27 protein-coding genes are annotated in these 24939 nt (G+C 70.4%); 7 read left to right on the top strand and 20 right to left on the bottom strand.

The window, feature by feature from the left end; all coding sequences use genetic code 11:
• Positions 1 to 136 precede the first annotated feature (136 nt).
• A complete protein-coding gene (locus ACE3TA_RS12495) occupies positions 137 to 1348 on the top strand; it encodes an acyl-CoA dehydrogenase family protein (RefSeq protein WP_374574115.1) in 1212 nt (403 codons plus the stop codon).
• On the opposite strand, the gene ACE3TA_RS12490 is transcribed toward ACE3TA_RS12495, so the two are convergent.
• Positions 1345 to 2070, bottom strand: coding sequence for a glycosyltransferase family 2 protein (locus ACE3TA_RS12490; RefSeq protein WP_374574113.1), 726 nt, complete (start codon positions 2068 to 2070; stop codon positions 1345 to 1347). The two genes, ACE3TA_RS12495 and ACE3TA_RS12490, sit on opposite strands and share 4 nt — an antisense overlap.
• 83 nt (positions 2071 to 2153) lie before the next feature.
• Between ACE3TA_RS12490 and ACE3TA_RS12485 the strand changes: the two genes are divergently transcribed.
• Positions 2154 to 3845: an ArnT family glycosyltransferase gene (locus ACE3TA_RS12485; RefSeq protein ID WP_374574111.1), complete on the top strand. Its 1692-nt coding sequence runs from the start codon at positions 2154 to 2156 to the stop codon at positions 3843 to 3845.
• Positions 3842 to 4774, top strand: coding sequence for a hydroxymethylglutaryl-CoA lyase (locus tag ACE3TA_RS12480; RefSeq protein WP_374574109.1), 933 nt, complete (start codon positions 3842 to 3844; stop codon positions 4772 to 4774). Before ACE3TA_RS12485 ends, ACE3TA_RS12480 begins: the two co-directional genes overlap by 4 nt.
• A gap of 24 nt (positions 4775 to 4798) precedes the next feature.
• Here ACE3TA_RS12480 and ACE3TA_RS12475 read toward each other — a convergent pair whose 3' ends face one another.
• From ACE3TA_RS12475 to cysS, 7 genes are all read right to left on the bottom strand, one after another.
• Positions 4799 to 5740 carry a glycosyltransferase family 2 protein gene (locus tag ACE3TA_RS12475; protein WP_374574107.1) on the bottom strand — a complete coding sequence of 314 codons (942 nt, stop codon included), beginning with the start codon at positions 5738 to 5740 and terminating at the stop codon, positions 4799 to 4801.
• Positions 5740 to 7719, bottom strand: a complete 1980-nt coding sequence (thrS, locus tag ACE3TA_RS12470; RefSeq protein WP_374574105.1) for a threonine--tRNA ligase — start codon at positions 7717 to 7719, stop codon at positions 5740 to 5742. Before thrS ends, ACE3TA_RS12475 begins: the two co-directional genes overlap by 1 nt.
• On the bottom strand, positions 7716 to 7988 hold the full coding sequence (gene yidD / locus ACE3TA_RS12465) for a membrane protein insertion efficiency factor YidD (RefSeq protein ID WP_374574103.1): 273 nt from the start codon (positions 7986 to 7988) through the stop codon (positions 7716 to 7718). Before yidD ends, thrS begins: the two co-directional genes overlap by 4 nt.
• A gap of 56 nt (positions 7989 to 8044) precedes the next feature.
• Positions 8045 to 8494: an iron-sulfur cluster assembly scaffold protein gene (locus tag ACE3TA_RS12460; protein ID WP_374574101.1), complete on the bottom strand. Its 450-nt coding sequence runs from the start codon at positions 8492 to 8494 to the stop codon at positions 8045 to 8047.
• Positions 8491 to 9039: an SRPBCC family protein gene (locus tag ACE3TA_RS12455; RefSeq protein WP_374574099.1), complete on the bottom strand. Its 549-nt coding sequence runs from the start codon at positions 9037 to 9039 to the stop codon at positions 8491 to 8493. The genes ACE3TA_RS12460 and ACE3TA_RS12455 overlap by 4 nt, the downstream gene beginning before the upstream one ends.
• A 16-nt stretch (positions 9040 to 9055) precedes the next feature.
• Positions 9056 to 9343, bottom strand: a complete 288-nt coding sequence (locus ACE3TA_RS12450; protein WP_374574097.1) for a GIY-YIG nuclease family protein — start codon at positions 9341 to 9343, stop codon at positions 9056 to 9058.
• A gap of 157 nt (positions 9344 to 9500) precedes the next feature.
• Positions 9501 to 10931, bottom strand: coding sequence for a cysteine--tRNA ligase (gene cysS, locus ACE3TA_RS12445; protein ID WP_374574095.1), 1431 nt, complete (start codon positions 10929 to 10931; stop codon positions 9501 to 9503).
• A gap of 177 nt (positions 10932 to 11108) precedes the next feature.
• Here cysS and folE point away from each other — a divergent pair, with 177 nt between their 5' ends.
• Positions 11109 to 11735: a GTP cyclohydrolase I FolE gene (gene folE, locus ACE3TA_RS12440; protein WP_374574093.1), complete on the top strand. Its 627-nt coding sequence runs from the start codon at positions 11109 to 11111 to the stop codon at positions 11733 to 11735.
• 28 nt (positions 11736 to 11763) lie between these two features.
• Here folE and ACE3TA_RS12435 read toward each other — a convergent pair whose 3' ends face one another.
• Together ACE3TA_RS12435 and ACE3TA_RS12430 are read right to left on the bottom strand one after the other, a co-directional pair.
• The gene (locus ACE3TA_RS12435) at positions 11764 to 12330 is read right to left on the bottom strand and encodes a hypothetical protein (RefSeq protein ID WP_374574091.1); all 567 of its coding nucleotides are present in this window, start codon (positions 12328 to 12330) and stop codon (positions 11764 to 11766) included.
• On the bottom strand, positions 12311 to 12847 hold the full coding sequence (locus ACE3TA_RS12430; protein ID WP_374574089.1) for an RNA polymerase sigma factor: 537 nt from the start codon (positions 12845 to 12847) through the stop codon (positions 12311 to 12313). Before ACE3TA_RS12430 ends, ACE3TA_RS12435 begins: the two co-directional genes overlap by 20 nt.
• Before the next feature lie 185 nt (positions 12848 to 13032).
• Here ACE3TA_RS12430 and ACE3TA_RS12425 point away from each other — a divergent pair, with 185 nt between their 5' ends.
• On the top strand, positions 13033 to 13731 hold the full coding sequence (locus ACE3TA_RS12425; protein ID WP_374574087.1) for a hypothetical protein: 699 nt from the start codon (positions 13033 to 13035) through the stop codon (positions 13729 to 13731).
• A 14-nt stretch (positions 13732 to 13745) separates the two neighbouring features.
• Here ACE3TA_RS12425 and ACE3TA_RS12420 read toward each other — a convergent pair whose 3' ends face one another.
• The 5 genes from ACE3TA_RS12420 to ACE3TA_RS12400 form a co-directional block, all read right to left on the bottom strand.
• Positions 13746 to 14642: a DUF817 domain-containing protein gene (locus ACE3TA_RS12420; RefSeq protein WP_374574085.1), complete on the bottom strand. Its 897-nt coding sequence runs from the start codon at positions 14640 to 14642 to the stop codon at positions 13746 to 13748.
• Between the two features lie 73 nt (positions 14643 to 14715).
• Complete coding sequence (locus tag ACE3TA_RS12415; protein ID WP_374574083.1) at positions 14716 to 15618, bottom strand: FAD:protein FMN transferase; 903 nt, start codon at positions 15616 to 15618, stop codon at positions 14716 to 14718.
• Between the two features lie 16 nt (positions 15619 to 15634).
• Positions 15635 to 17008 carry a DUF3570 domain-containing protein gene (locus ACE3TA_RS12410; protein WP_374574081.1) on the bottom strand — a complete coding sequence of 458 codons (1374 nt, stop codon included), beginning with the start codon at positions 17006 to 17008 and terminating at the stop codon, positions 15635 to 15637.
• Between the two features lie 8 nt (positions 17009 to 17016).
• Complete coding sequence (locus ACE3TA_RS12405) at positions 17017 to 17250, bottom strand: DUF4266 domain-containing protein (protein ID WP_374574079.1); 234 nt, start codon at positions 17248 to 17250, stop codon at positions 17017 to 17019.
• A 2-nt stretch (positions 17251 to 17252) separates the two neighbouring features.
• On the bottom strand, positions 17253 to 17741 hold the full coding sequence (locus tag ACE3TA_RS12400) for a TlpA disulfide reductase family protein (RefSeq protein WP_374574077.1): 489 nt from the start codon (positions 17739 to 17741) through the stop codon (positions 17253 to 17255).
• 231 nt (positions 17742 to 17972) lie between these two features.
• Here ACE3TA_RS12400 and ACE3TA_RS12395 point away from each other — a divergent pair, with 231 nt between their 5' ends.
• Positions 17973 to 18530: a chloramphenicol phosphotransferase CPT family protein gene (locus tag ACE3TA_RS12395; RefSeq protein WP_374574076.1), complete on the top strand. Its 558-nt coding sequence runs from the start codon at positions 17973 to 17975 to the stop codon at positions 18528 to 18530.
• Here ACE3TA_RS12395 and ACE3TA_RS12390 read toward each other — a convergent pair.
• Positions 18527 to 19303: a phosphatase PAP2 family protein gene (locus ACE3TA_RS12390; RefSeq protein WP_374574074.1), complete on the bottom strand. Its 777-nt coding sequence runs from the start codon at positions 19301 to 19303 to the stop codon at positions 18527 to 18529. The two genes, ACE3TA_RS12395 and ACE3TA_RS12390, sit on opposite strands and share 4 nt — an antisense overlap.
• Before the next feature lie 56 nt (positions 19304 to 19359).
• Positions 19360 to 21234, bottom strand: a complete 1875-nt coding sequence (gene mutL / locus ACE3TA_RS12385; protein WP_374574072.1) for a DNA mismatch repair endonuclease MutL — start codon at positions 21232 to 21234, stop codon at positions 19360 to 19362.
• A 74-nt stretch (positions 21235 to 21308) separates the two neighbouring features.
• On the opposite strand from mutL, the gene ACE3TA_RS12380 reads away from it, so the two are divergent.
• A complete protein-coding gene (locus ACE3TA_RS12380) occupies positions 21309 to 22292 on the top strand; it encodes a TraB/GumN family protein (protein WP_374574070.1) in 984 nt (327 codons plus the stop codon).
• A gap of 109 nt (positions 22293 to 22401) precedes the next feature.
• On the opposite strand, the gene ACE3TA_RS12375 is transcribed toward ACE3TA_RS12380, so the two are convergent.
• Genes ACE3TA_RS12375 through ACE3TA_RS12365 form a run of 3 tightly spaced genes read right to left on the bottom strand, consistent with a single transcriptional unit; the run spans position 22402 to position 24820 of the window.
• Positions 22402 to 22935: a GNAT family N-acetyltransferase gene (locus ACE3TA_RS12375; protein ID WP_374574068.1), complete on the bottom strand. Its 534-nt coding sequence runs from the start codon at positions 22933 to 22935 to the stop codon at positions 22402 to 22404.
• Entirely contained in the window at positions 22935 to 23813 is an 879-nt protein-coding gene (gene aguB, locus ACE3TA_RS12370) for an N-carbamoylputrescine amidase (RefSeq protein ID WP_374574066.1), read from the bottom strand. The genes ACE3TA_RS12375 and aguB overlap by 1 nt, the downstream gene beginning before the upstream one ends.
• Complete coding sequence (locus ACE3TA_RS12365) at positions 23813 to 24820, bottom strand: agmatine deiminase family protein (protein WP_374574064.1); 1008 nt, start codon at positions 24818 to 24820, stop codon at positions 23813 to 23815. The genes aguB and ACE3TA_RS12365 overlap by 1 nt, the downstream gene beginning before the upstream one ends.
• Positions 24821 to 24939: the final 119 nt, after the last annotated feature.

The following is a 24939-nucleotide window of genomic DNA, read 5'->3' as shown; positions in this document are numbered from 1 at the left end:
GTGTCTCGAAAGGAACGCCGGCAATTAAGCGATGTTCGCCGGCGAAGTCGAGGCGATCCCCTATTGATCGAAGTCATGGGCGCATCTCGCCCGCGCGGAAATACTTACTTTTCATGACGCAACCGGGAGATCGGCGATGGCGGACTTCGGCGGGGCGAGGCTCGACGCCTTCCGGGCCGAAGCGCGTGCTTGGCTCGCGGACAATTTCCCTCCCGGCCTGGCCGGCGCCCAGCCGCCAGGCGACGACCCCGAGCCGCGGGAAGGCGAGCGCGACCTGTGGCGGCGGCGCATGGGCGCCAAGGGCTGGGGCGTTCCCACCTGGCCGGCCGCTTACGGCGGCGGCGGCCTGGGCGCGGAGGAGGCCGACGTCCTCGCCGAGGAGATGGCCGCCATCGGCGCCTACAACCCCATCGTCGGCCTGGGCGTGATCATGTTCGGCCCGACGCTCCTGGAATACGGCACGCACGCCCAGAAGCTGCGCCACATCCCGCCCATCTGCCGTGGCGAGCTGCGCTGGTGCCAGGGCTTCTCCGAGCCGGGCTCGGGCTCCGATCTCGCCTCGCTCTCCACCCGGTGCGAGGACAGGGGCGACCACTGGCTGATCAACGGCCAGAAGGTATGGACCAGCGGGGCGCAGCACGCCGACTGGTGCTTCTGCCTGGTGCGCACGGACAGGACGAGGAAGCACGACGGGATCAGCTTCGTCCTGATCGACATGCGCCAGCCCGGCGTGGAGGCGCGGCCGATCAGGCTGATCAACGGCCTGTCGCCCTTCTGCGAGACCTTCTTCACCGACGCCCGCGCCGAGAAGGACGACCTCGTCGGCCCCCTGAACGGCGGCTGGGCGATCGCCAAGCGCCTGTTGCAGCACGAGCGGCAGGGCATCTCCGACCAGGGCCGCTTCTCCGGCCCTTACTTCATCCCCGGCCCGCCGCTGCCGGAGCTCGCCAAGCAGTACGTGGGCGTCGACGAGACCGGCCGGCTGGCCGACGGCGACCTGCGCGCCCGCGTCACCGAGGCGATGATGCACGCTCACGCCTTCCGCCTGACCGCCGAGCGGGTGGAGCGGGAGACCGCCGCCGGCCATGGCCCGAGCGCCGCCTCCTCGGCCCTGAAGAACGCCGGCTCGAAGATGCGCCAGGATCGCGGCGACCTGACCATCGAGTTCCTGGGCCACCAGGGCCTGGGCTGGGAGGGCGATGGCTTCACCGCCGACGAGCTGGAGATTCCGCGGGTGTGGCTGCGCGGCAAGGCGGCCACCATCGCCGGCGGAACCTGGGAAGTTCAGCTCAACGTCATCGCCAAGCGCATCCTGGGCCTGCCCGAAGCCAAGCCCGCGGGGAGCTAGAGCTCTTCGGCCCCGCCCGGATTGCGCGCGCGGCTCTGCAGCCACATCACGCCCATCAGGTCTGAGAGCGAGGCCCACAGCCGGCCGAGGTTGGTGTACTTCGACTGGCCGGTCTGGCGGTGGCGGTGGTTCACCGGCCGGAACGACACCTCATAGCCCTCGCGCAGCATCAGCGCCGGCAGGTAGCGGTGGATGTGATCGAAGTAGGGCAGACGCAGGAACGCCTCGCGGCGGAACGCCTTCAGCCCGCAGCCGGTGTCATTGGCCGTGTCGTGCAGGAGGCGCTTGCGCACGCCGTTGCCGAAGCGCGAGGCGAGCTTCTTGGCCTGGCTGTCCTGCCGCTTCACCCGCTCGCCGCCCACCAGCGCCAGGCCAGGCCCGCCGGCGTTCAGCGCGTCCACCAGGGCCGGCCCGTCGGCGGGATCGTTCTGGCCGTCGCCGTCCAGGGTCACCACCACCGGCGCGCGGGCGGCCAGCACGCCGGTGCGGATCGCCCGGCTCTGGCCGGCGTTGGCCCGGTGCGAGAGCACGCGAAGCTGCGGGATCTCGCCCTTCAGGGCGGTCAGGGCCGCGCGAGTGCCGTCGCGGCTTTTGTCGTCGACGAAGACGATCTCGAAGTTCCGGCCCGCGAACGCGGCCGCGATCTCGCGGGCCAGGGCGGGCGCGGCGCCTTCCTCGTCGAACACGGGAACCACCACGGAGATGTCGGGCGTGTCGCTCATGCGCCTTCCATAGAGCCCCGGCGGCCGCCTGGAAACGGCGACGCTTCGCCTCGGGCGGCGAAAGTTCGTGCTATCAAGCATCCATGAGTCTCGAAGACCACCTGGATCGGGTCAGCCGCGGCTGGCGCGGGCCGCTCCTGGCGGCGTTCGTGGCGCTGTTGGCGGGCCTGCCCGGCGTGTTCACCGTGCCCACGCTGGACCGCGACGAGGCGCGTTTCGCCCAGGCCACCGCCCAGATGCTGGAGAGCGGCGATTTCGTCGTGATCCGCTATCAGGACCAGCCCCGCTTCAAGAAGCCGGTGGGCATCCACTGGCTGCAGGCGGCCAGCGTGAGCCTGCTGTCCGAGCCCGAGGCGCGGGCGATCTGGGCCTATCGCATTCCCTCGCTGCTGGGCGCGATGCTGGCGGCGGCGGCCTGCGCCTGGGGCGCGCGGGCGGTCTTCGGGCCGGCCACGGGCCTGATCGCCGGCGGCCTCTTGGCCTCCACCTTCCTGCTGTCCACCGAGGCGTTCATCGCCAAGACCGACGCGGTGCTGGCGGGAACCACCACGCTCGCCATGGCCGCCATGGCCCACATCTACGCCGCCGCCCGCGACGGCCCGCCCGCCGGGCGGCTGACGCGGCTGTTGTTCTGGCTGGGCCTGTCCGGCGCGACCCTGGTGAAGGGGCCCGTGGGGCCGATGGTCGTGGTGCTGGCGGCGCTCACCCTCTGGGCCTGGGACCGGCGCGGCGGCTGGCTGAAGAAGCTGGGCTGGGGCTGGGGCCCGATCCTGTTCGCCGCCATCGTCGGGCCCTGGGCCTGGGCGGTGACGGTGGCCACGGACGGCGGCTTCTGGACCGCCGCCATCGCCGGCGACCTGGCGCCCAAGCTGGTGGGCGGCCAGGAGACCCACGGCGCGCCGCCCGGCTACCACGCCCTGCTCGCCCCGCTGCTGTTCTTCCCGGCCAGCCTCCTGCTGCCCGCCGCCCTGATCGGCGCCTGGCGCGGCCGCCGGGAGACCGGCGTGCGCTTCGCCGTCGCTTGGCTGGTCCCGGCCTGGCTGGTGTTCGAGCTGACGCCCACCAAGCTCGCCCACTATCCGCTGCCCACCTACGCGGCCCTGGCCTGGCTGGCCGCCGCGGCCGCGCGCCAGGAGCCCGGCCCGATCGCCCGCTGGAGCGGCGCCGCGATCTCGGCCTTCGCCGGCTTCGCCCTGGCGGCGGGAACCTTCTATCTGCTCAGCCAGTACGGCGGCGGCGGCGACGTGACCGCCGCGGCCATGACCGGGGCGCTCATGCTGGGCGCGGGCGTGGCGGGCGCCTATATGCTGTTGCGCCGCTCCGCGCGGGGCGCGGCGGTCGCGGCCTGCGCCCTGGGCGTGCTTGGCCACGCTTCGCTGGTGAGCGTCTTCGCCCCCGGGCTCGGCCCCCTGTGGCTGTCCGAGCACGTCGAGGCGGCGCTGGCCAAGGCCAGGCTCCTGCCCCGCCAGGGCATCGCGCCCGGTCCGGTGGCGGTGGCCGGCTACGCCGAGCCGAGCCTGGTGTTCGCCCTGGGCACCACCACCGAGCTCGACGACGCCCAGCAGGCGGCCGAGGCGGTGGCCGAGCATCGGCCCGCGGTGGTCGAGGCCCGCCAGCAAGCCGCGTTCGACGCCGCCGTGGCGGCGCGCAAACTGAGTCCCCGGCTCGTGGGCGTGGTCCACGGGCTGGACTATTCGAACGGCGACGAGATGAGCCTGAACGTCTACGCTGCGGATCAGGACGCCGCCGCCCCGAGCCAGGAGACACGCCCATGAGCCGGCGCATCGAGATCGTGGAAGTCGGGCCGCGCGACGGCCTGCAAAACGAGAAGACCCTGTTGGAGACCGGCCAGAAGATCGAGTTCATCGAGCGGCTGCGCGCCTGCGGCGCCAGGCGCATCGAGACGGTCTCCTTCGTCAATCCGCGCCGCGTGCCGCAGATGGCCGGGGCCGAGGAGATCATGGCCGCCCTGCCCGCGCTGCCGGGCGAGTCGCGCATCGGCCTGGTGCTCAACGAGCGCGGCTGGGACCGCTGCCTGGCCGCCGGCTGCGAGGAGGCCAACGTGGTGGTCTGCGCCACCGACGGCTTCGGCATCCGCAACCAGGGCGCCTCCACCGCCGAACAGGTGGCCGCGCTGGCCGCGATCGCCCGGCGCCGGGAGCTGGAGGGCGGCCCGCCGATCAGCGCCACCTTGTCGGTGGCCTTCGGCTGCCCGTTCGACGGCGAGGTCAGCGAGGCGCGGGTGGCCGCCCTGGTGGCCGAGATTGACGCCATCGGCGTGGCCGAGATCGCCCTGGCCGACACCATCGGCGTGGCCGATCCCTGGACCGTGCGCAGCCGCATCGAGGCGGCCCGCAAGGCCGCGCCGGGCGCCAAGCTGCGGATGCACTTCCACGACACGCGCAACACCGGCCTGGCCAACGCCTTCGCCGCCGTGGAGGCGGGGATCGACGTGCTGGACGCCAGTTGCGGCGGCCTGGGCGGCTGTCCCTTCGCCCCCGCCGCCACCGGCAACATCGGCACCGAGGATCTGGTCTACATGCTGGAGCGCGGCGGCTTCGAGACGACCTACGACCTGGACAAGCTGATCGAGACGGCGACCTGGATGTCCGGCCTGCTCGGCAAGCCGCCGGCGGCCTCGGTCAGCCGCGCCGGCGGGTTCCCGGCCAGCGCCGCCCGCACGCCTGAACAGGCGAGCGCATGACGTGACGGCGGCTGGAGGCTCCGCTCAGGCCGTGCGGCCGCGGAAGCGCCAGACCACCGGCCGTACGATGGCGGTGCACACGATGATCGGCGACAGCGCCCAGGCCAGCACGCGCTGGGAGAAGCTCTCGGCCCGGCGGCGGAAGTAGCGGGCCAGGCCCACGCCCTTGTGGAACTCCACGCGCAGCGGGCTGGTCTGGCTGGTGTGGCCCAGGTGGACCACCTCGGCCTTGGGATGGAACAGCACCTGGCCGCCGGCGCGCCGCACGCGCCAGCACAGGTCCACGTCCTCCACGTGCAGGAAATAGCCTTCGTCGAAGCCGTTCACGGCGTCGAAGTCCTGGCGGCGCATGCACAGGCACGCCCCGGAGACGGTGGGCACCGGCGCGACGTGATCCGGCGCGACGTCGTTCTCCCAGTGCACCTCATAGCGCTTCAGGCCTGGCGCGATCTGGGCCAGGCGGCTCAGCGACATCAGCGCGGTCATCGGCGTGATGTCGCCGCGCCGGGCGCCGCGCTGTTCGGTGCGGTCGGCGTTGAGGATGCGCCCGCCCACGAGCGTCGGCGTCGGCCGGTTCTCGATGGCGCGCACCAGGCCGGCCACGCAGCCCGGCTGCAGGAAGGCGTCGGGATTTAGGAAGATCAGGATCTCGCCGCTCGCCGCGCGCGCGCCCAGGTTGGCGCCCCGGGCGAAGCCGACGTTGCCCTGGCCGGTCAGCAGCTTGACCCGCTGGTCGCGCTCGGCCAGCCCCCGCAGGCGCGCGGCCTCGGCGCAGGGGCTGCCGTTGTCGACGATGACAAGCTGGTCCACCAGGGGATCGGCCAGCACGCGGGCGATGCTCTCGCCGAGAGCCTCGCCCGTCATGTAGACGACCATCACCACCGACACCCGGCGACGCGATCTGAGGAAGTCGTCCAGCGGGGCCGCCGGCTCCACGGCGACGATCGGTGCGGCGATGCCGTTCATCAAGCCTCCATGGCCCCGACCGCCTCCTTGGGCGAGTCCGGCTCGCCCGACGCGTGTTGCGCAAGATCGGGCGGAGTCGCCTCCAAGGCAAGTCTGTTTGCGGCTTCCTCCAGCGCCAGGATCTGCTGGCCGTCGGAGCCCAGGCGGCGCAGCGCCACCTGGCCCAGCTCGGCTTCCCGGCGGCCGACGACGGCGATCACCGGGGTCTTGGCGAGACTGTGCTCACGGACCTTGTAGTTGATCTTCTCGTTACGCAGGTCCGTCTCCACGCGCAGGCCCGCCTTGCGGAGCGCCTCGGCGGCCGCCCGAGCATAGTCGTCCGCGTCGGACGTAATTGTGGCGACCACGACCTGCGTCGGCGCCAACCAGAGCGGGAAAGCGCCGGCGTAGTTTTCAATCAGGATACCAATGAAACGTTCCATCGATCCCAGGACGGCTCGGTGCAACATGGCCGGACGCTGCTTGGAGCCGTCCTCGGCCACATACTCGGCGCCAAATCGTTCCGGCAGGTTAAAATCGACCTGCACCGTGCCGCACTGCCAGGCCCGGCCGATGGCGTCGTAGAGCGTGAATTCCAGCTTCGGGCCGTAGAACGCCCCCTCGCCCGGATTGATCTGGTAGCTCACGCCCATCATCTCGCAGGCCTTGGCGAGTTCGGCCTCGGCCGCGTCCCACACCTCGTCGGAGCCGATGCGCTCCTCGGGGCGCGTGGACAGCTTCACGTCCACCTTGTCGAAGCCCAGCTCCGCATAGGTCTGGAAGATCAGCTCGCCGGCCGTGGCCGCCTCGATCGGCAACTGTTCGGGCGTGCAGAAGATGTGGGCGTCGTCCTGCACGAAGCCGCGCACGCGCATGATGCCGTGCAGGCTGCCGGAGGGTTCGTATCGGTGGCAGGACCCGAACTCGGCCATGCGCAGGGGCAACTCCCGGTAGGACTTCTGGCCGACGTTGAAGATCTGCACGTGGCCGGGACAGTTCATGGGTTTAACGACCAGCGTGCGATCATCCGTCTCGACCTCGCACACAAACATGTTTTCCCGGTACTTCGCCCAGTGGCCGGACGTCTCCCAGAGCTTCTTGTCCATCAGCGCCGGGGATTTGACCTCCACGTAGCCGGCCCGCTCGATCTTGCGGCGAACATAGGCTTCCAACGTCCGGTAGAGCGTCGCGCCCTTGGGATGCCAGAACACCTGGCCGACGGCCTCCTCCTGGATGTGGAAGAGGTCCATCTGCCGGCCGATCTTGCGGTGGTCGCGCTTCTCGGCTTCTTCCACGCGCTTGAGGTAGGCCTCCAGGTCCGCCTCGCTGGCCCAGGCCGTGCCGTAGATGCGCTGGAGCTGAGCGTTGCGATGGTCGCCGCGCCAGTAGGCGCCGGCCAGCTTCGTCAGCCTGAAGGCCTTGCCGGCGTGCTTCGTCGAGGGCAGGTGCGGCCCCAGGCACAGGTCCTTCCACTGGCCCTGGCGGTAGACCGTGATCGTTTCGTCCTTGGGCAGGTCGGAGATGATCTCGGCCTTGTAGTCCTCGCCGATCGACTTGAAGTGCTCGATGGCGACCTCGCGGTCCCAGACCTCGCGGCGGATCGGCTCGTCGCGGTCGACGATCTCGCGCATGCGCTGCTCGATCTTGGCCAGGTCGTCGAGCACGAAGGGCTCGTCGCGGGCGAAGTCGTAATAGAAGCCGTCCTCGATCGCCGGACCGATGGTCACCTGCGTGCCGGGGAACAGCTCCTGCACCGCCTCGGCCAGGATGTGGGAGACGTCGTGGCGGATCACCTCGAGCGCCTCGGGGCTCTCGCGCGTCAGGATCTCGAAGGCGCCGCCGTGCGGCAGGGGCCGCTCCAGGTCGACGAGCGCGCCGTCGAGCTTCACCAGGATCGCCTTCTTCTCCAGCGACTTGGAGATGGAGGCGGCGATGTCGCGGCCCGAGGCGCCTTCTTCGTACTGGCGCTTGGAGCCGTCAGGAAAAACCAGGTCGATCATGTCTTTTCACACGTCCAGTTGCGGCGCTGCGTCCCTTTGGCCTTCTTGCCCGGCGGCGGCGGATCGTAGCCCGACCCGCCCCAGGGGTTGCAGCGGCAGACCCGCCGGGCGGCGAGCCAGCCGCCCCGGACGGGACCGTGGGTGATCAGGACCTCGGCGGCGTATTCCGAACAGGTCGGAAGATACCGGCACTGGCGCCCGATCAATGGCGAAAGCGTCAGCTTGTAGGCGCGTAGCGCGCCCCTGACGCAAGTTTCATAGAAAGTCATGCCGGTTTGCGGACGTGCGAGTCAGCCGCAGCGCTTACGTCGCGAAGGAGCTCGAATCAAGCCGCGCCGGCGCGGCTAGTTCGTTCCATGGCCTGGCGGACGGCGGCCACCGTCGCCTCGAACGCCAAAAGCGTCGAAGCGTGACGGGCGGGATAGTCCTTCACGGGCGCGAGCATGGCCAAGTCCGAGAAACGTCCTTCGGGCGCGGGCGCGCCCTCTTTCAACATAGCACGCAAGGCGTCGCGGGCCAGTTCGATCTCCGAAAGCCGCGCGCCCACCACGTTTGCGCCCAGCACCGCCGCGGCCGCCTGGCCCAGCGCGCAGGCCTTCACGTCCTGGGCGAAATCGGTCACCTGGTCGCCGTCGACCGCCACGTCGACCACCACCTTGCTGCCGCACAGCTTGGCCACCTTCTCGGCCGTGCCGTCGGGGCGGGCCAGCCGGCCGACCCTCGGCAGGTTGGCCGCCAGCTTGAGCAGCTTGGCCGAATAGAGGTCGTCGATCATGACTGCGATGTAGGCGCGCCCTGGGCCTGGCGCCAGCGCGCCTCGGCCTCCTCCTTCAGCGCCAGGTCCATGGCCTCGAAGCCCTTCCAGACCTTGCGGCCCAGGCGCTTGGCGACGCTCGGCCCGAACAGGCCGCCGAACAGCTCGCCGTTGGAGACGATGCAGCTCGTCTCGCCGAGCTTCTCGATCTCGATGTAGCGGGTGTTGCTGACCATCCCCCACATCAGGCTGAGCCGCCAGTGGAGCTGCTCGTGCGGCACCCACTCCAGCACCACCGGCCTGATGTCCTGCGCCGCCTCGCCGGGCAGGACCATCTTCAGCCGCAGCGTCGAGCCGATGCGGATCTGCCCCTCGGCCTCCACGTAGAGCGGGTTCCACTTGGACCAGCCGGGCAGGTCGTAGAGCACCTCCCAGATGGTCTCGGGCGGGGCCTGAATCCCCACCCGGTGCTCGATGCGCACCCCGCTGGGCCCGGCCGGCGCGCCGCCCTTGAACTTGAAGCCGGCGCCGAGGTTGAAGGTCTTGGGGTTGTTGTTCAGGGACATGTAGGTCGCCGGCGGCTCAGCAGTTCAAGGTCTCGTTCAGATCGGCCCACGTGGGGTTCATCTCCTCGATCATGCGAATTTTCCAGGCCCGCTCCCAGGCCTTGATGCGCCGCTCGCGCTGGAAGGCGGCTTCGCGGCTGTCATGGACTTCGTACCAGACCAGGCGGTTCACGTCATACTTGGCGGTGAAGCCGTGGAAGTGCTTTTCCCTGTGGCGCCAGACACGGTCGGCGAGGTCGTCGGTGTGCCCGCAATAGAGCGTCCCGTAGGGACCGCTGGCCATCAGATAAGTGTAGAACGCCATCCCCGCCCCCGCTCATCCCAGCGAAGGCTGGGATCCAAGCTGGGCCTCAGCTTACCCAAATCAGAACACATAGGGAACGACTTTGGCGCCAGCTCGCCCGCGCGCGGCTGACCAGCCCACCTCGGCTTGGATCCCAGCCTTCGCTGGGATGAGCGGATTAGGTGGTTTCCTTCAGACGCCAGGTCGCGCCGGACGGGCCGTCCATCACCTCGACGCCGAGGGCGGTCAGCTCGTCGCGGATGCGGTCGGCGCTCGCCCAGTCCTTGGCGCCGCGGGCCGCGACGCGCTCGGCGATCAGTCCGTCGATCCGGGCCTTGAAGCCGGCGTCGGCGCCGCCCTGGAACCAGGCTTCCGGGTCCGCCCCGAGGAAGCCCAGGAACCGGCCGGCCTTCAGGAGCGCGGCCCTGTGCTGCGCCGCCGCCTCCCGCTGGCCGGCCATGATCGCGCCGCGCAGGCCGTTGGACAGCGTGAATAGGGCGCTGAACGCCAGCGGCGTATTGAGGTCGTCGCAGAGCGCATCCCAGAACTTCACGGTCTCCAACAACGCGTCGACCGTCAGCGGGTCCGGCTCGGCGCCCGCGCCGCCGAGGAACGCGTCGGCGTCCTGCAAGGCGCGATACAGCCGATCGAGCGAACTCTTGGCCTGCGCAAGCAGCTCGCCGCTCCACTCCAGCGGCGCGCGGTAGTGGCCCACCAGGAGCGCCCAGCGCACGGCCTCGCCCGGCGTCTTCTCGATCAGCTCGTGCACCAGCACGACGTTGCCCAGCGACTTGGACATCTTCTCGTCGCCGAAGTTCAGGAAGCCGTTGTGCACCCAGTAGCGGGCGTACTCGCCGTGGTCGCAGGACGCGCAGACGCCCTGGGCGATCTCGTTCTCATGGTGCGGGAAGATCAGGTCGTGGCCGCCGCCGTGGATGTCGATGGGCAGGCCCAGGGCCTGGTCGATCATCGCCGAGCATTCGATGTGCCAGCCGGGCCGGCCGGGGCCCCAGGGGCTCTCCCATTCCGGCTCGCCCGGCTTGGAGGGCTTCCACAGCACGAAGTCGGCCGGATGGCGCTTGTAGGGGGCCACGTCGACGCGGGCGCCGGCGATCATGTCGTCCATCGAGCGGCCCGACAGCTTGCCGTAGTCGCTGAAGGCCTGGGTGTCGAACAGCACGTGCCCCTCGGCGGCGTAGGCGGCGTTGTTGCGCACCAGCCGGCCGATCATCTCGATGATCGCGTCCATGGTCTCGGTCACCCGGGGCTGCAGCGTCGGCTTGAGCGCCCCCAGGCTCGCCATGTCGGCGTTGTAGATGTTCAGATAGCGGTCGGTGATCGTGGAGATCGGCACGCCCTCGGCCTGGGCCTTGGCGTTGATCTTGTCGTCCACGTCGGTGACGTTGGCCGCGTAGATCACCGCGTCCTCGCCGTAGAGATGGCGCAGCAGCCGGAACAGCACGTCGAACACCACCACCGGCCGGGCGTTGCCGATGTGGGCGTAGTTGTAGACCGTCGGCCCGCACACATACATCGTCACCCGCTTGGGATCGGCGGGAACGAAGACCCGCTTTTCGCGGGCCATGGTGTCGTAGAGGGTCAGGGGCATCGGTCCACTTAACGCTGCGTTACGGTTGCCGGGCAAAGGCATCGAACCATATACAGATGGCCACGGTCAGAGGCCACGCCGCATCCACGCGGGCGTCCGGACCGTAGAACCAGCGGCGCGCGTCATTTCCGGAGCCTTCGCTCCGGCGCAACTCAGCCAGGAAAGATCCCGAAAAACATGGACGCCATGACCTCCAAGCGCCGGCTGCCCGGCGTCTCCGACCTCGAGCCCGTCAAGCGCCCGACCCGCGAGGAGGCCATGGAGGCCGTGCGCACCCTGATCGCCTGGGCCGGCGACGACCCGCGCCGCGAAGGCGTGATCGACACGCCCAAGCGGGTGGTGGACGCCTACGCCGAATGGTTCGAGGGCTATGACGCCGATCCGGGCAAGGAGCTTTCCCGCACCTTCGAGGACGTGCAGGGCTACGACGACATCGTCATGCTGCGCGAGATCGAGGTGGAGAGCCACTGCGAGCACCACATGGCGCCGTTCCTGGGCAAGGCGTTCGTGGCCTACATGCCCACCAACCGCGTGGTCGGCATCTCCAAGATCGCCCGCGTGGTCGAGATCTTCGCCCGCCGCCTGCAGACGCAGGAGACCATGACCCAGCAGATCGCCGACGCCATCACCGACAGCCTGCGCCCGGCGGGCGTGGCCGTGCTGGTCGACGCGACGCACCAGTGCATGACCACCCGCGGCGTGCACCACCGGCACGTCTCGACCATCACCACCCAGTTCACCGGCGTCTTCAAGACCGACGCGACCCTGCGCCAGCGCTTCCTGGACTTCGTCAACAAGCGCTAGGCGCCGCTGCGGGGGGAGCGCGAGCCGGTCACTCCCCCTGCATTCGATCCAGCTCAGCGAGCTTCTGGTCGACCCGGCGTGAATGGCGCCGGACGACGAGCCAAGCGCCGGCGAGCCAGAGCGCCGTGAACGCCGCCACGGGCAGCGGGTTGGCGTGCACGGGCTGCAGTTGGCGGCCGACCATGATCACCACGCAGCCCGCCAGCGTGGGACCCGCCGACACCAGAAGGTCCACGTACCTGACCTTTTGGCGCAGCAACTCGTCACGGTAGTGGTCCACCAGACTCGACGCCGCAGTGCTGTCCGGCGCGCCGCGCGGGAAGCGCCGGGCGATGCGCCAGACCATCCAGCCCGTACTCGCGACGACCAGAATATTCCCCAGTCGAATAATCGGGTCCGTGGCGGTCCAGGCGAACCAGGCGAACTGAGCCGCCACCACGGCGGCCAGGACGAAGCCTGCGACGTAGCGCAGGCGCGTCCGATTGAGATAGGCGCTCGAAAGCGCCCGCACCGTTTCCACGCTCATGCTCGTCGTCTCCGTTTCCTGATCGAGCCAGACGCCCTTGAGATCGTCTTCAGGAGGTCTCGTCGGCATGGCGGCCTCCATCTTGAAAACGTTTGGCCAGCACGGCCTTGAGGCGGTGAATTCTGGTCGCCACTGCGCCCGGCGTGAGCCCCGTGATCTCGCCGATGGCGCCGGCGTCCAGGTCTTCGAGGTAGAGCAGAGCGATCTGACGATCGGGCGCGGCGAGGGTTTGGATCGCGATCAGGAGGCGTTCGAGAATGTGGCGACCGCCTGCGCTGGCCTCGGGATCATCCGGCGCCGCGACCTGCTCCAGCGCCTCCAGGCTTATGTAGGCGCCGCGCCGCCGGCCCCGCGCGACATGAGACGCGGCGATGTTGTGGGCGACACGGTAGACCCAGGTGCGCACCGAGCAGCGGCCGTCAAAGGCGCCGAAGCTGCGCCAGAGGCCGACGTGGATGTCCTGCACGAGGTCGCGCCTGAGATCGGGATCGGCCTCATAACCGCGCGCGAGACGCTCCACCGCCGGCCCAAATTCGGCGGCGGCCCGCGCGTATCGCTCGTCCTGGCTGACCCCGCCGGTGTCCATCTGGCTCCACCAAGTCCCCTCGCTTGATGAGGTAGTCACGCGCGGCGGCGAAATCTTACAAACCCGGCGACGAGAAGACGGGGGCGCTTGCTGGACGCGGTCAACCGAAGGTAGACCAAGAAGGCTTCACTCTTACATTGACGACGCTTCACAGCGTCGCCGCGCGAGGCGGGACGCCCGTCGCCATGGGAACGCCGAGCCTGATCGCCTCACCCCTGCCATTGCGTTCACTGCGGCGGCCCGACGATGAGGTCCCCCGTCTCAAGTCCGCCGTGGAACGCGCGTTCGGCGTCTCCCTGGCCGAGTTTCAGTGGCGAGATGGTTCCACGGCCGGCGATCTTGAGACGGCTGTGCTTCGCGCCCTCTCCAGCCAAGCCGAGCCGTGGGACCGTATTGACCGTATCTGCTCCAGACGCGTGCGCCGGGCGATTGCGGCGATGCCGGACGTTCCATCGTCCGTCCCGCGATTTGCAAAACTCGCCGACCTTGGCTTGTCCAACCCACGCAGGTTCATTCGTCGGGTGCGCCGCGCCACGGGGACCCCTATAGGCGCGCCTGGACCATCACGGATGGGCCGGTGGGGCGGCAATCTGCTCGGCGCCGGGCTCTTGGGCGGCATGTTGCTTCAGAACACGCCCTTCGTCGTGGTGTTCCTGGCGGCGCCGGTGGGACTTGCGATGCTTGGTCTCGATCGCGGCGCCTTCGGTGACATCACCCTGGACGACCTCATCCGCGACATCGTTAACCTGAACTCCCGCAAGCTCAGCGAAGCGTGGAGTGGCAAGCGCCCCGAAGTGGTCTGGCGATGGCTGCGGAGCGAGGTCGCCGACGTTGTCGGCTATCCCGCCGCCAGGATCACCCGGAAGACGCGGCTCCGAGGCTAGCGCTCTCGGCAAGATCACGACGCCGGTTCGACCGCCGCTCCAGCAACGATCCGCGCCTCGCCCGCCACCTCCGGCTGCGGCCGGCGCACCAGGGTGACGAGCACGAAGCTCAGGTTGATCAACAGGTACCAGGAACCGATCTTGGCGAAGGAGACCATGGCCCAGCCGTGGCGCTGGCTGGGGTAGATCCAGGCGCTGGCGAAGGTGCCGAGGTTCTCGGCGATCCAGATGAAGAAGGCCGCCAGAACGCCGGCCAGCAGCAGGGGCATGCGGCGCGGCTTCAGGTCCGGCGTGTAGACGATCCAGGCCCGGCCGAAGATCAGCGCGCAGAAGGCGAAGAGCCCCCAGCGGATGTCCGGCAGATAGTGGTGGGTGAAGAAGTTGGCGTAGGCCAGCACCGCCATCAGCCAGGTGGTCCATGCCGGCGGATAGCGCACGAAGCGGAACTCGAAGATCCGCCAGGCCCGCACGATGTAGGAGCCGACGCTGGCGTACATGAAGCCCGAGAACAGCGGCACGCCGCCGATGCGCAGGATGTTGGGCTCCGGATAGATCCACGAGCCGTGGGCGGTCTTGAACACCTCCATCACCGTGCCGACCACGTGGAAGGCGAGGATCACCACCGCCTCGTCCAGGTGCTCCAGCTTCAGGGCGAGCAGCAGCGCCTGGATCGTCACCGCCGCGATCACCAGGAAGTCGTAGCGCGCCAGCGGCGCGCCGGCCGGATAGAGGAAGTGGGTGGCGACCAGCAGGGTCAGCATCGCCCCGCCGAACAGGCAGGCCCAGGCCTGCTTGAGGCCGAACATCAGGAATTCGAAGGCGAAGGCGTTGAGCCGGCTCCTCGCCGCCCAGGGCCGGGCCGCGGCGTCCAGCGCCGCCACGCGCCCCTTGATCCAGTCCTTCAGCCCCATCACGGCTCCCGCGGCGCCCGCACAGGTTAGCTAAAGGCGATTTGCCGCCCTGGCCAGCGGCCCGGGTCCGCCGCTAGCGGGCCCACCAGGCCTGCAGGCCCTCGTCCTTGAGGAACTGTTCGGCCCCAGCGCCGTGCAGCATGGCCAGGGTCGAGAGCAGCCCGGCTTCCAGGCAGGTGGGGGCGGCGACCGTGACCGAGCGGGGCGGGTCCTCCACCGGCCAGCCGCTGCGCGGGTCCAGGATGTGGCCGTAGCGGCGGGCGCCCTCGACGATGGCGCGATGGGTGTCGCCGCTGGTGGTGAGCGCGCCATGGAGGATCTCGATCAGACCGTCGGCCTCTCCCTCCTGCTCGACGGACTCGATGGCCACGCGCCAGGGCCCGCCGCCGCGCCTGGGGCCGGTGACACGCAGGTCGCCGCCGAAGTTCACCAGGGCGGGGACCTCGGCGGCCGCCTGGATGCGCAGCACGGCCATGTCCACGGCGTACTCCTTGCCGAGCCCGCCGAAGTCGATCTCCATGCCCGCCGGCAGGGCGATCACCGGCGAGGTCCAGGACACCTTGTCCCAGCCCACATGCGGCAGCACCGCCGCCACCTCGGCCGCGCCGGGCGGCCCGGTGCGGCCGTCGAAGCGCCACACCCGCCGCAGGACGCCGGAGGTGATGTCGAACAGGCCCCCGCTCAGCGCGTGGCACTGGGCGGCGTAGTCGATGAGGGCCGCGGTCTCGCCGTCCACCGTCACCGGCGCGCCGGCCGAGGCGTTGATCTGCGAGAGCAGGCTCTCGGGCCGATAGCGGCTGTACTTGGCCTCGATCCGGCGCGCCTCGTCCTCGGCCAGGCGCCCCAGCCGCTCGGCCAGGGCGCCGTCGTCGCAGTCGAGCCGCACCTCGCAGGGCGAGGCCATGGCGCCGAAGGCGTAGAGCCAACCCTCCGGCGCGCGGGAAAGCCGCCCGGGCTCGGGCGCGGCGGCGGCCATGGGGGAGGTCCTCGCGCTAATAGAAAGCGAAGGTGTAGCCCACCATGGCGCTCTTGGCGTCGACCCCGGTGAATTGGTTCTGCAGCGCGAAGGCCGGATCGGTGTTGGCGCTGGGGCCCTTTCCGTTCTGCTTGTAGTCCTCGTAGACGCAGTAGAGCTCGCCGTTTCCGAGCACCTTGAAGCCCAGCTTCACGCCGACGGTGGTGGCGTCGAACTTGCCCAGCCGGCTGTCGGAGCTGGCGAAGGCCGGGGTCGGATCGCCCGACTTCAGATAGTTGACGAAGAAGTCGGCGGCGCTCTGCTGGTAGTAGCGGAAGCTCGGCTCCACGTAGAACCAGCGGGTGATGTCCACGCGCTCGGCGATCTCCCCGGTGAACGAGGTGATCCCCCAATCGTCGTGGTAGCCGCGCACGGAGACGTCCGTCACCGTCGGGCCGACGGAGACCTTGTTGCCCCAGTAAAGACTCTGGCGCAGGCGCGAACGCGGCCGGCCCTCGTAGAGGTAGGTCAGCGGATCGCCCGTCGTCGAATCCAGCACCGAGACCACCCGGTAGGGATCGGTCTGATAGCCCTCGGACTTGCCGATGTTGTAGCTGAGCTGGGTGATCCAGCGCCGGCTCATCACCTGGGTCACGCCGATCAGCAGGCTGGAGACGGTCTTGCTGTCGCCCCCGCCCTTGGCGGTCCCGCTCATCGGCGTGAGCGGCTCAGGATCGCCGAACTGCGGCTTGGACTGGTCGAACTCCAGGTTCGCCATCGCCGAGACCGTGGTGTTGCGATGGTTGAAGTCGCGCGAGACCCCGAAGTTGAAGTCGTAGCTGCGGTAATCCAGTTCGTGGGAGTAGGCGGCGCCGGCGCTCCATCGGCTGGCTTCGCCGAAAGGCGCGCTGTAGCCGACGTTGAAGGCCGTGCGCCGGTCGTGGAAGCCGTAGTCCATCGGCAGGACCCCGGCGGCCGCGTCGTACTGGCGCGTCACCACGCCGGTGCCGGGAATCACCACCAGCCGGCTGCGCCCCGAGGGGCTGGTCACCGTGGTGGTGGAGCCGGGCGCCGAGGCGGGGGCGACGAAGGTCTGGACGCGCGTGGCCGCCGTCGCCCCGTTGGGCGTGGCCCCGGTCAGGCTGGTCTCGGTCAGCTTCACCGACAGGACGCCGCCGCCGGTGCCGTTCAGGGTGGCGGCGACCACCGGCTCGGTGGCGCGGATGCGGCCGCCGGCTTCCTTGTAGAACAGCACCGCCGCGTCGATCCGGGTCAGGCCCGTGTCGTCGGCCAGGTCGCTGCTGGGATCGGCGGCGACGCCGGCGTGGGCGCCGGCGGCCAGCAGGAGGTTCGCGGTCAGGGCCCGCAGCGCCAGCTTCACGGCGCCGCCCCTGGCTCGGGTCGGTTGCATCGCTCGGGTCAGTTGCATCCGCAGCCCCCGCCGTCATAGGTGCGCCCGCCGCTGGAGGCCTCCTTGCTGAAGTAGATGTGCTCGCGGAACTCGGTCACCCGCGGCAGGGTGTTGAGCTGCATGGACTTCTTGGCCAGGAGGTCGCGGTCCCAGGCGGCCGCGCCGATGTGGGCGCATCCGGACAGCGCCAGCAGGACCGCCACGCCGAGCGCGCGGACAAGGGTTTGATGTACGGGTTTCACGCCTACGCCTCCGACAACAGGATCTCGATCTGGTCCCGCTCGCGCTCGAACTTCGTCTCGTCGAAGCCCTGCACGGTGAACCGCCGGCGGCCCTGCCGGTCGAAGATCAGCGAGGTCGGCATCCCCTCGACCGCGTAGCGCTTGGCCAGCACGCCCTTGGGGTCGAAGACCACGTCCAGGTCGGCGTTCATCGACTGCAGGAAGGCGCGCGCCTTGGCCTGGTCGTGGTCGACGTTCACCGAGACCACCGATAGGCCCTTGGGCCCGAAGCGGGCGCCGAGGCGCTCAATGTAGGGAAACGAGATCTTGCAGGGCGCGCACCACGACGCCCAGAAGTCGAGAAACACCACGCGGCCACGGTAGTCGGCCAGGTCCAGCGCCGCCGGCGCGCCCGCCGCCGCCAACGCCGTCTGTGCGGGCAGCCACAACGCGGCCGCAGTCAACAGCACGCCGCGCCGCGTCGCCGCGCCGGCTCCATCCAATCTCCACATGCCAGACTTATGCTCCTGGGTTCCTGATCCGCTTGGTTACGCGCGTCGATCGGGTCCCAGCTCCGATTACGCCCGCTTGCTAGGACGCCGCCGGCCGGCGGGCGCCTCAAGGCGAAGGGTGAAAATCTTCAAGGGCGGTCGCATGCGTCGCGGCGACCGGCTATGATTCCATCCATGGTGGAATTGGTTCAGAGAAGCTCGCAGAAGGCGTCTCGGCGACGGTCCGGCGCCTTGGCGAACGTTCAGGTGGTGGTGCTCAACGGCTCGAGCAGCGCCGGCAAGAGCTCGGTCGCCAAGGCCCTGCAGCGGCTCGCCGCCAAGCCGTTCCTGCACGTGGCCATGGACCACTTCCTGGACATGCTGCCCGAGCGCACCCTGAACCATCCGGACGGCATCACCTTCCAGGCCGTGGGCGACGGCGATCCGCCGGAAACGGCCGTGTTCACCGGCGAGGTGGTCGAGCGCGCCTTGAGCGGCATGCGCCGCGCCGTGGCCGCCCTCGCCGGCGCGGGCAACCATGTGATCGTCGACGACGTGATGCTCTCCGGCCACGAGGCGGACGACTACCGCGCGCTGCTCGGCGACGTCGACCTGCGGCTGGTCGGGCTCCACGCGCCGCTGGAGGTGCTCGAGGCGCGCGAACGCCAGCGCGGCGACCGCCACCTGGGTCAGGCCCGCTGGCAGCACCTTCGGGTCCACCACGGCCTGGACTACGACCTGGAGCTCGACACCAGCCTCGCCGCGCCCGACGAGCTCGCCCGGCGCATCCGCGACGCCTTCGGGCTCTAGAACAGCGGCTTGGCCACCAGCTCGGCCTCGGCGGCGCAGCTCGCCGCGTCCGGCGCCGGGCCTGCGGCGCGGGCCCTGGCCACCTCGGCGCGGGCGGCGTCCAGGTCGGCGCGGAAGTCGGCCGAGCCGTGCAGAGCGGCCACCAGGGCCGAGGCCGTGGTGCGCCCCTCCTCCACCGCCGACAGGTTGTGCACGCCGCACACAAGCCGGCTTTCGCCGAAGGATCGCGCCCGCGCCAGGATGTCGGTGGCGCGGTCCGGCGCGAGCTCGGCCAGGATCAGCCCAACGGTCCAGCCCCAGGTGGTGTGGCCCGACGGATAGTCCGGGCTGGCGGCCAGGCCCGGCGTCTTGTCGGCGCAGATCGGCCCCTCGTCGATCAGATAGGGGCGCTTGCGTCCGTAGTGGTCCTTGGGCCGGTTCACCGCGCGGCCCACGTCCGGGGCGATCTTCATCAGAAGGCTGGTCAGCTTCGGCGCGTTCTGCGGCGTCAGCTCCACGCCCACCGAACAGGCCATGTCCTTCAGGATGGCGCGCTGGTCGATGTCGTTCTGCGCCAGGGCCCAGCGCGGGCTGTCCTTCAGGGCGCGGGTGGCCAGATACACCGTGCGGTCGGCCTCGTAGCGGGTGGTCCCCGCCGTGGGCGCCGGCGGCAGGACGCGGATCATGTCCGGAGCGTCTGCCCCGTCGAGGTAGCCCGAGCGCGCCTGGCCGAGCGCGGCCCCGCCGGCGAGCGCCAGAATGCATGCGGCCGCCGCCGCGGTGATCTTCGTCATGTCGCGCCTCTCCTTGATGAGCCGCCTATGGCCCAAGGCCGCCCGGGCCCACGCCCCTAGCGCCGGCCGAACAGCCTTTCGATGTCGGCGAGCTTCAGCTCCACGTAGGTGGGCCGGCCGTGGTTGCACTGGCCGGAGTGGGGCGTGGCCTCCATCTGGCGCAGGAGAGCGTTCATCTCCGGCGCCGAGAGCCGTCGCCCGGCCCGCACCGAGCCGTGGCAGGCCATGGTGGAGCAGACCTCCTCCAGGCGTTCCCTCAGCGCCAGGGCCTGGTCGTTTTCGGCCAGGTCGTCGGCGATGTCGCGCACCAGGCCGGCGACGTCGGCCTCGCCCAGCATGGCCGGCGCCTCGCGCACCAGCACCGCGCCCGGCCCGAACGGCTCCAGCACCAGGCCGAGCGCCGCAAGCTCCTCGGCCCGGGCGGCCACCCGCTCGGCCTCGGCCGGGTCCAGCTCCACCACCTCTGGCAGCAGCAGCGCCTGGCGCGCGACCCCGCCCTCGGCCATCTCGGCCTTCATGCGCTCATAGACCAGCCGCTCGTGCGCGGCGTGCTGGTCGACGATCACCACCCCGTCGCGGGTCTGCGCGACGATGTAGGTCTCGTGCACCTGGGCCCGCGCCGCGCCCAGGGGGAAGTCCACCGGATCGACCACGACCGTCGCATGAGGCTGCGGCGCAGCGGCCTCCTCCAGCCCGCCGTAGGGCGTCTGGCCGGCGGGCGGCGGATAGTCCGGCTCGGCGCGGGCGGAGACCTCGGTGAGGCCGGGGATCGCCTGGGCCACGGCCTGAGGCGTCCAGCCGCCGCCGCGCCAGGCCGAAAAGCCCTGGGCCGAGGGGGCCGGCGAATACTGCGGCGCATAGCCGGGACGCAGGCCGCCCAGCGCCTCGGCCGCCGTGGTGGTCGCCGCCCGGTGGCCGGCCCCGGCCAGCGCATGGCGCAGGCCGCCGACGATCAGGCCGCGCACCAGGGCCGGGTCGCGAAAGCGCACCTCGGCCTTGGCCGGATGCACGTTGACGTCCACGAATGTGGGATCGAGCTCGATGAACAGCGCCGCCAGCGGATGCCGGTCCCGGGCCAGGAAATCGGCGTAGGCGGCCCGGAGGGCGCCCTGCAGCAGCCGGTCGCGCACCGGCCGGCCGTTGACGAACAGATACTGGTGAGCGGCGTTGCCGCGGTTGTAGGTGGGCAGCCCCGCATAGCCGGTCAGCCGCACCCCGTCGCGGGCGTGGTCGATCAGAAGGGCGTTGTCGGAGAAGTCGCGGCCCATCACGGCGGCCAGCCGCTGCAGCCGCCCTTCCGCCCCCGCCCGCTCGGCCGGCAGGCGCACGACGCGGCGCCCATCGATGTCCAGGAAGAAGCTCACCGCCTCGTGCGCCATGGCCTGGCGCTTGATCTCCTCGGCGATGGCCATGGCCTCGGCCCGCTGGGATTTCATGAACTTCAGCCGGGCCGGCGTGGCGTAGAAGAGGTCGCGCACCTCCACCCGCGCCCCGTGCGGACCGGGGAAGGCCGCCGGCGCCACCTGGCCCACCGCGCCGCCCTCCACCAGGATCGAATGGGCCTCGCCCCCGCTCTTCGGCCGGCTGGCGATGGAGAGCCGCGCCACCGAGCCGATCGAAGGCAGGGCCTCTCCGCGAAAGCCCAGGGTGGCGATGTTCAGAAGGTCGTAGTCGCCCGCGTCGTCCGGGGCGAGCTTGGAGGTGGCGTGGCGCTCCACCGCCAGCGGCAGCTCCTCGGCCGACAGGCCACAGCCGTCGTCGGCCACCAGGATGCGCGTCAACCCGCCGCCGTCGGCCTGCACCTCCACATGCGACGCGCCGGCGTCCAGCGCGTTCTCCACCAGCTCCTTGATCGCGCTCGCCGGCCGTTCGACCACCTCGCCGGCGGCGATGCGGTTCACGGTCTCGGGCGGAAGGCGGCGGATCGGCATGTAAGTGAAATCCTCACGCCACATATAGGACGATTCCGGATGCGAATCCGGCGGCGGCTCAACGGAGTTGGAACATGAGGCGCATATCCTGGACAGGAGCGGTTCTCGCGGCGGCCCTGGCCTTGCCGGCCGCGGCCCAGGCGCCCGAAGCGACCTCGCCGCCGGCGGCGGCGCACGCGGCCATGCCCGACGATCCCGACGCGACCCTGGTGGAGGAGCTGGTGGTCACGGCCCGCCTGCCCGGACCGGCCTGGTGGAAGGTCACCGACGGCGCCTCCACGGTCTACGTCCTGGGCACGCCCTCGCTGGCGCCCAAGCACATGCAGTGGGACCGCTCGGTGTTCGACCGGCGCCTCGCCGGCGCCAGCGAGGTGATCCTGCCGTTCCAGGACGTGCGCGTGACCCTGAAGGGCGCGCTGGGGGCGACGGTGAACATCCTGCGCCTGCGCTCTGGCACGGACTTCGAAAAGACCCTGGACCCGGCCACCCGCGCGCGCTTCGCCGCCGCGCGAGAGCGTCTGGGCGAGCCGGCCAACCGCTACAAGACCAAGAATGCGCTGGCCGCCGGCCTGCTCCTGGCCTCGGACTACCGCGAGCACGAGAACCTCACCACCAGCGACCCGACCAAGCTGATCAAGCTGCTCGCCCAGCGCTCCAAGGTGCCGATCAAGCAGCGGAGCTATGACCTGGGCCCGCTGATGGGCCAGGTGCTGAAGACGCCCAGGGCCGCCGCCGACGCCTGCCTGGACGAGGTGCTGGCCCAGACCGAGGCGGGCCCATCGGGAACCCTGGCCGCCGCCAGGGCCTGGGCGGCGGGCGACGTGCGCGGCGCGCTCTCGTCCGAGCGCAGCTATGAGCGGTGCCTGGCCCAGGTGCCCGGCGCGCGCGCGTTCGACGACAAGATCAAGGCCGACCAGGCGGCCGCCATCATCCAGGCCCTGAAGACGCCCGGCCACGCCATCGCCGTGGTGCAGCTTCGCCCGTTGCTCTCCCAGGGCGGCGTGCTCGACCGCCTGCGCGCCAAGGGCTTCACCATCGAGACGCCGGACGCCGCCTAGGGCCCCATCCGTTCAAATGGGACCATTTGAACGGAAGAATAGGGCCCTAATTCAAAGGCTTGAGCGCGATCCAATCGCAAAACCGGCGTCCACTTTTGCGGATCGCGCTCTAGGGCCGTTCGGCCGCGAACACCACGTGGGCCCGAAGCGGGTGGTTCACGGCGAGCCTGGGATGGTCGAAGTCGCGCGCGGGGTCCGGCGTCATGCCGATCCGGCGCATCACGGCCTGGGACGCCAGGTTGGTCCTCGCGGTGAAGGCGATGATCTCGTCCACGTCCAGGTTGGCGAAGCCCCAGTCCAGCGCCGCCTGGGCGCCCTCGGTGGCGTAGCCGTCTCCCCACACGGCCGGAACCAGCCGCCAGCCGATCTCCACCGCCGGGCCGACCGGCAGATCGCCGGCCTTGACCACGGCCAGGCCGATCATGCCGACCACCGCCCCGTCCGAGCGGCGCTCCGCCGTCCAGAAGCTGAAGCCGTGGTCGGCCTGGTGGGCCGCCAGACGGGCCATCAGGGCGTCGTTGCCGGCGCGGTCGAGGGGACCGGCCAGCCAGGCGCCCACGCGCGGATCGTTGTTGAGCCTGAACAGGCCCTCGCGATCGGCCTCGCGCCAGGGCCGCAGGATCAGGCGTTCGGTCTCGATCATCAGACCGGCCGCGGGCTCGCCAGGGCGCCGTAGAGGTCGGTGCGCCGGTCGCGGAAGAAGCCCCAGGCCGCGCGGTGCGTGGCCAGGAAATCCAGGTCGAATTCAGTCGCGATCACGCCCTCGTCGTCCCGGCCAAGCTCGGCGACCAGATCGCCCCGGTAGTCGGAGATGAAGCTGGAGCCGTAGAAGGTCTGGCCGCCGCCCGGATAGCCGTCCCAGGGCTCGAAGCCGGTGCGGTTGGCGCCCACCACCGGGATCACGTTGGAGACGGCGTGGCCCTGCATGGCGCGCCGCCAGGGCGCGGCGGTGTCCAGGCTGGGATCGTGCGGCTCCGAGCCGATCGCCGTGGGATAGAACAGGATCTCGGCCCCCATCAGCGCCATGGCGCGGGCGCACTCGGGGTACCACTGGTCCCAGCAGACGCCGACGCCCAGGCGGCCGAAGCGGGTGTCCCAGACCTTGAAGCCGGTGTCGCCGGGCCGGAAGTAGTACTTCTCCATGTAGCCCGGACCGTCGGGGATGTGGCTCTTGCGGTAGAGCCCCATCAGCGAGCCGTCGGCGTCGACCATCACCAGGCTGTTGAAGTAGTGCGGGCCTTCCTTCTCGAAGATCGAGATCGGCAGCACGATCCCCAGCTCGCCGGCCAGCGGCGCCAGCGCGGTCACGCACGGATGCTCGCGCCAGGGATGGGCCGTGGCGAACCAGCGCTCCTCCTGGGCCACGCAGAAATAGGGGCCCTGGAACAGCTCGGAGGGCAGCACCACCTGCGCGCCCTTGGCCGCCGCCTCGCGGATGAACTCGGCGGTCTTGGCGATGTTGGCGGCCTGATCCATGCCGTAGCTGGTCTGGATCGCGGCGACCTTGATCGTGCGGGCCATCAGGCGGGCTCCTGCTGGGTGATGCAATGGAACGAACCGCCCCCGGTCAGGATGGCGTTCGACGGCAGGCCGATCACCTCGCGGCTGGGGAAGGCCGCGCGCAGCCCCTCCAGCGCCAGGCGGCTGGCGCTCTCCTCGTAGATCGGCACGACCACCACCCCGTTGGTGATCAGGAAGTTCATGTGGCTGGCGGGGACATAGGCGCCGTCCTCGCCCTCGATGAAGCCCGGCGAGGGAATGCGCAGCACCTGCAGCTTGCGGCCCTCCGCGTCGGTCATCTCGGCCAGGCGCCGGGCGCAGTCGTCATAGACCTCGGCGTTGGGATCGCCGCGCCCATAGGCCACCGGGCAGACCACCACGCCGGGCGCCACGAAGCGGGCGAGGTTGTCCACATGGCCGTCGGTGTGGTCGTTCTTCAGCCCGTCGCCGAGCCACAGCACCTTCCTCACGCCCAGGGCCTTGGCCAGGGCCGCCTCGGCGGCGGCCTCGGTCCAGCCGGGATTGCGGTTGGGGTTGAGCAGGCACTGGCTGGTCGTCAGCACCGTGCCGGCGCCGTCATGGTCCAGCGCCCCGCCTTCCAGCACGAAGTCGGCGCCGTAGAGCGGCGCGCCCGAGACGCCGGCGATCTGGATCGCGACCTCCTCGTCGTGCGGCAGGACGTACTTTCCGCCCCAGCCGTTGAAGCGGAAGCCCTGGGCCACCACCGCGCCACCTTCGGTCTGGGTGAAGATCGGGCCGGTGTCGCGCAGCCAGATGTCGCCGAACGAGCCGCGCACGATGTTGACGCCGGCGGTGTCGCCGAGCAGCGAGAGCGCCTCGGCGTGGCCTTCCGCCGTGCCGGTCATCAGGCGCACCTGCTCGCGGCCAGGGCCGGCCAGCTCTCGGGCCAGGGCGGCCACCTCGGCCTGGGCGGCCGGGAGATTGTCCTCCCACAGGTCCGCGTGGCTGGGAAAGCCCAGCCACATGGCCCGGTGCGGCGCCCATTCGGCGGGAACGATGAGGCTCATGGTTCGATCCTTATCCCACGCCCCGGCGGACGTGAACGCGGGCAGATGGGCGGCCCGGCCGCCGACGTCAAGCACATAGCAGAAGGGGCGGCCCGTGGCCGGGCCGCCCCTCTTTCGTC

This window comes from Phenylobacterium sp., from assembly GCF_041916435.1.
In the GTDB taxonomy this organism is placed as follows: domain Bacteria; phylum Pseudomonadota; class Alphaproteobacteria; order Caulobacterales; family Caulobacteraceae; genus Phenylobacterium.
Note: the sequence above shows the minus strand (reverse complement) of the source record. Positions and strands in the feature narration are given on the sequence as shown.

Bases quoted from the DNA above. Each gene is read 5' to 3' on its own strand.
- ACE3TA_RS12410 (WP_374574081.1), bottom strand. From the start codon at position 17,008: ATGCAACCGACCCGAGCCAGGGGCGGCGCCGTGAAGCTGGCGCTGCGG.
- ACE3TA_RS12485 (WP_374574111.1), top strand. From the start codon at position 2,154: ATGAGTCTCGAAGACCACCTGGATCGGGTCAGCCGCGGCTGGCGCGGG.
- ACE3TA_RS12460 (WP_374574101.1), bottom strand. From the start codon at position 8,494: ATGATCGACGACCTCTATTCGGCCAAGCTGCTCAAGCTGGCGGCCAAC.
- aguB (WP_374574066.1), bottom strand. From the start codon at position 23,813: ATGGCCCGCACGATCAAGGTCGCCGCGATCCAGACCAGCTACGGCATG.
- ACE3TA_RS12490 (WP_374574113.1), bottom strand. From the start codon at position 2,070: ATGAGCGACACGCCCGACATCTCCGTGGTGGTTCCCGTGTTCGACGAG.
- folE (WP_374574093.1), top strand. From the start codon at position 11,109: ATGGACGCCATGACCTCCAAGCGCCGGCTGCCCGGCGTCTCCGACCTC.
- ACE3TA_RS12380 (WP_374574070.1), top strand. From the start codon at position 21,309: ATGAGGCGCATATCCTGGACAGGAGCGGTTCTCGCGGCGGCCCTGGCC.
- ACE3TA_RS12430 (WP_374574089.1), bottom strand. From the start codon at position 12,847: ATGGACACCGGCGGGGTCAGCCAGGACGAGCGATACGCGCGGGCCGCC.
- ACE3TA_RS12415 (WP_374574083.1), bottom strand. From the start codon at position 15,618: ATGGCCGCCGCCGCGCCCGAGCCCGGGCGGCTTTCCCGCGCGCCGGAG.
- yidD (WP_374574103.1), bottom strand. From the start codon at position 7,988: ATGACTTTCTATGAAACTTGCGTCAGGGGCGCGCTACGCGCCTACAAG.
- ACE3TA_RS12495 (WP_374574115.1), top strand. From the start codon at position 137: ATGGCGGACTTCGGCGGGGCGAGGCTCGACGCCTTCCGGGCCGAAGCG.
- cysS (WP_374574095.1), bottom strand. From the start codon at position 10,931: ATGCCCCTGACCCTCTACGACACCATGGCCCGCGAAAAGCGGGTCTTC.
- mutL (WP_374574072.1), bottom strand. From the start codon at position 21,234: ATGCCGATCCGCCGCCTTCCGCCCGAGACCGTGAACCGCATCGCCGCC.
- ACE3TA_RS12365 (WP_374574064.1), bottom strand. From the start codon at position 24,820: ATGAGCCTCATCGTTCCCGCCGAATGGGCGCCGCACCGGGCCATGTGG.
- ACE3TA_RS12375 (WP_374574068.1), bottom strand. From the start codon at position 22,935: ATGATCGAGACCGAACGCCTGATCCTGCGGCCCTGGCGCGAGGCCGAT.
- ACE3TA_RS12475 (WP_374574107.1), bottom strand. From the start codon at position 5,740: ATGAACGGCATCGCCGCACCGATCGTCGCCGTGGAGCCGGCGGCCCCG.
- ACE3TA_RS12435 (WP_374574091.1), bottom strand. From the start codon at position 12,330: ATGCCGACGAGACCTCCTGAAGACGATCTCAAGGGCGTCTGGCTCGAT.
- ACE3TA_RS12450 (WP_374574097.1), bottom strand. From the start codon at position 9,343: ATGGCGTTCTACACTTATCTGATGGCCAGCGGTCCCTACGGGACGCTC.
- ACE3TA_RS12390 (WP_374574074.1), bottom strand. From the start codon at position 19,303: ATGACGAAGATCACCGCGGCGGCGGCCGCATGCATTCTGGCGCTCGCC.
- ACE3TA_RS12420 (WP_374574085.1), bottom strand. From the start codon at position 14,642: ATGGGGCTGAAGGACTGGATCAAGGGGCGCGTGGCGGCGCTGGACGCC.
- ACE3TA_RS12455 (WP_374574099.1), bottom strand. From the start codon at position 9,039: ATGTCCCTGAACAACAACCCCAAGACCTTCAACCTCGGCGCCGGCTTC.
- thrS (WP_374574105.1), bottom strand. From the start codon at position 7,719: ATGATCGACCTGGTTTTTCCTGACGGCTCCAAGCGCCAGTACGAAGAA.
- ACE3TA_RS12480 (WP_374574109.1), top strand. From the start codon at position 3,842: ATGAGCCGGCGCATCGAGATCGTGGAAGTCGGGCCGCGCGACGGCCTG.
- ACE3TA_RS12400 (WP_374574077.1), bottom strand. From the start codon at position 17,741: ATGTGGAGATTGGATGGAGCCGGCGCGGCGACGCGGCGCGGCGTGCTG.
- ACE3TA_RS12425 (WP_374574087.1), top strand. From the start codon at position 13,033: ATGGGAACGCCGAGCCTGATCGCCTCACCCCTGCCATTGCGTTCACTG.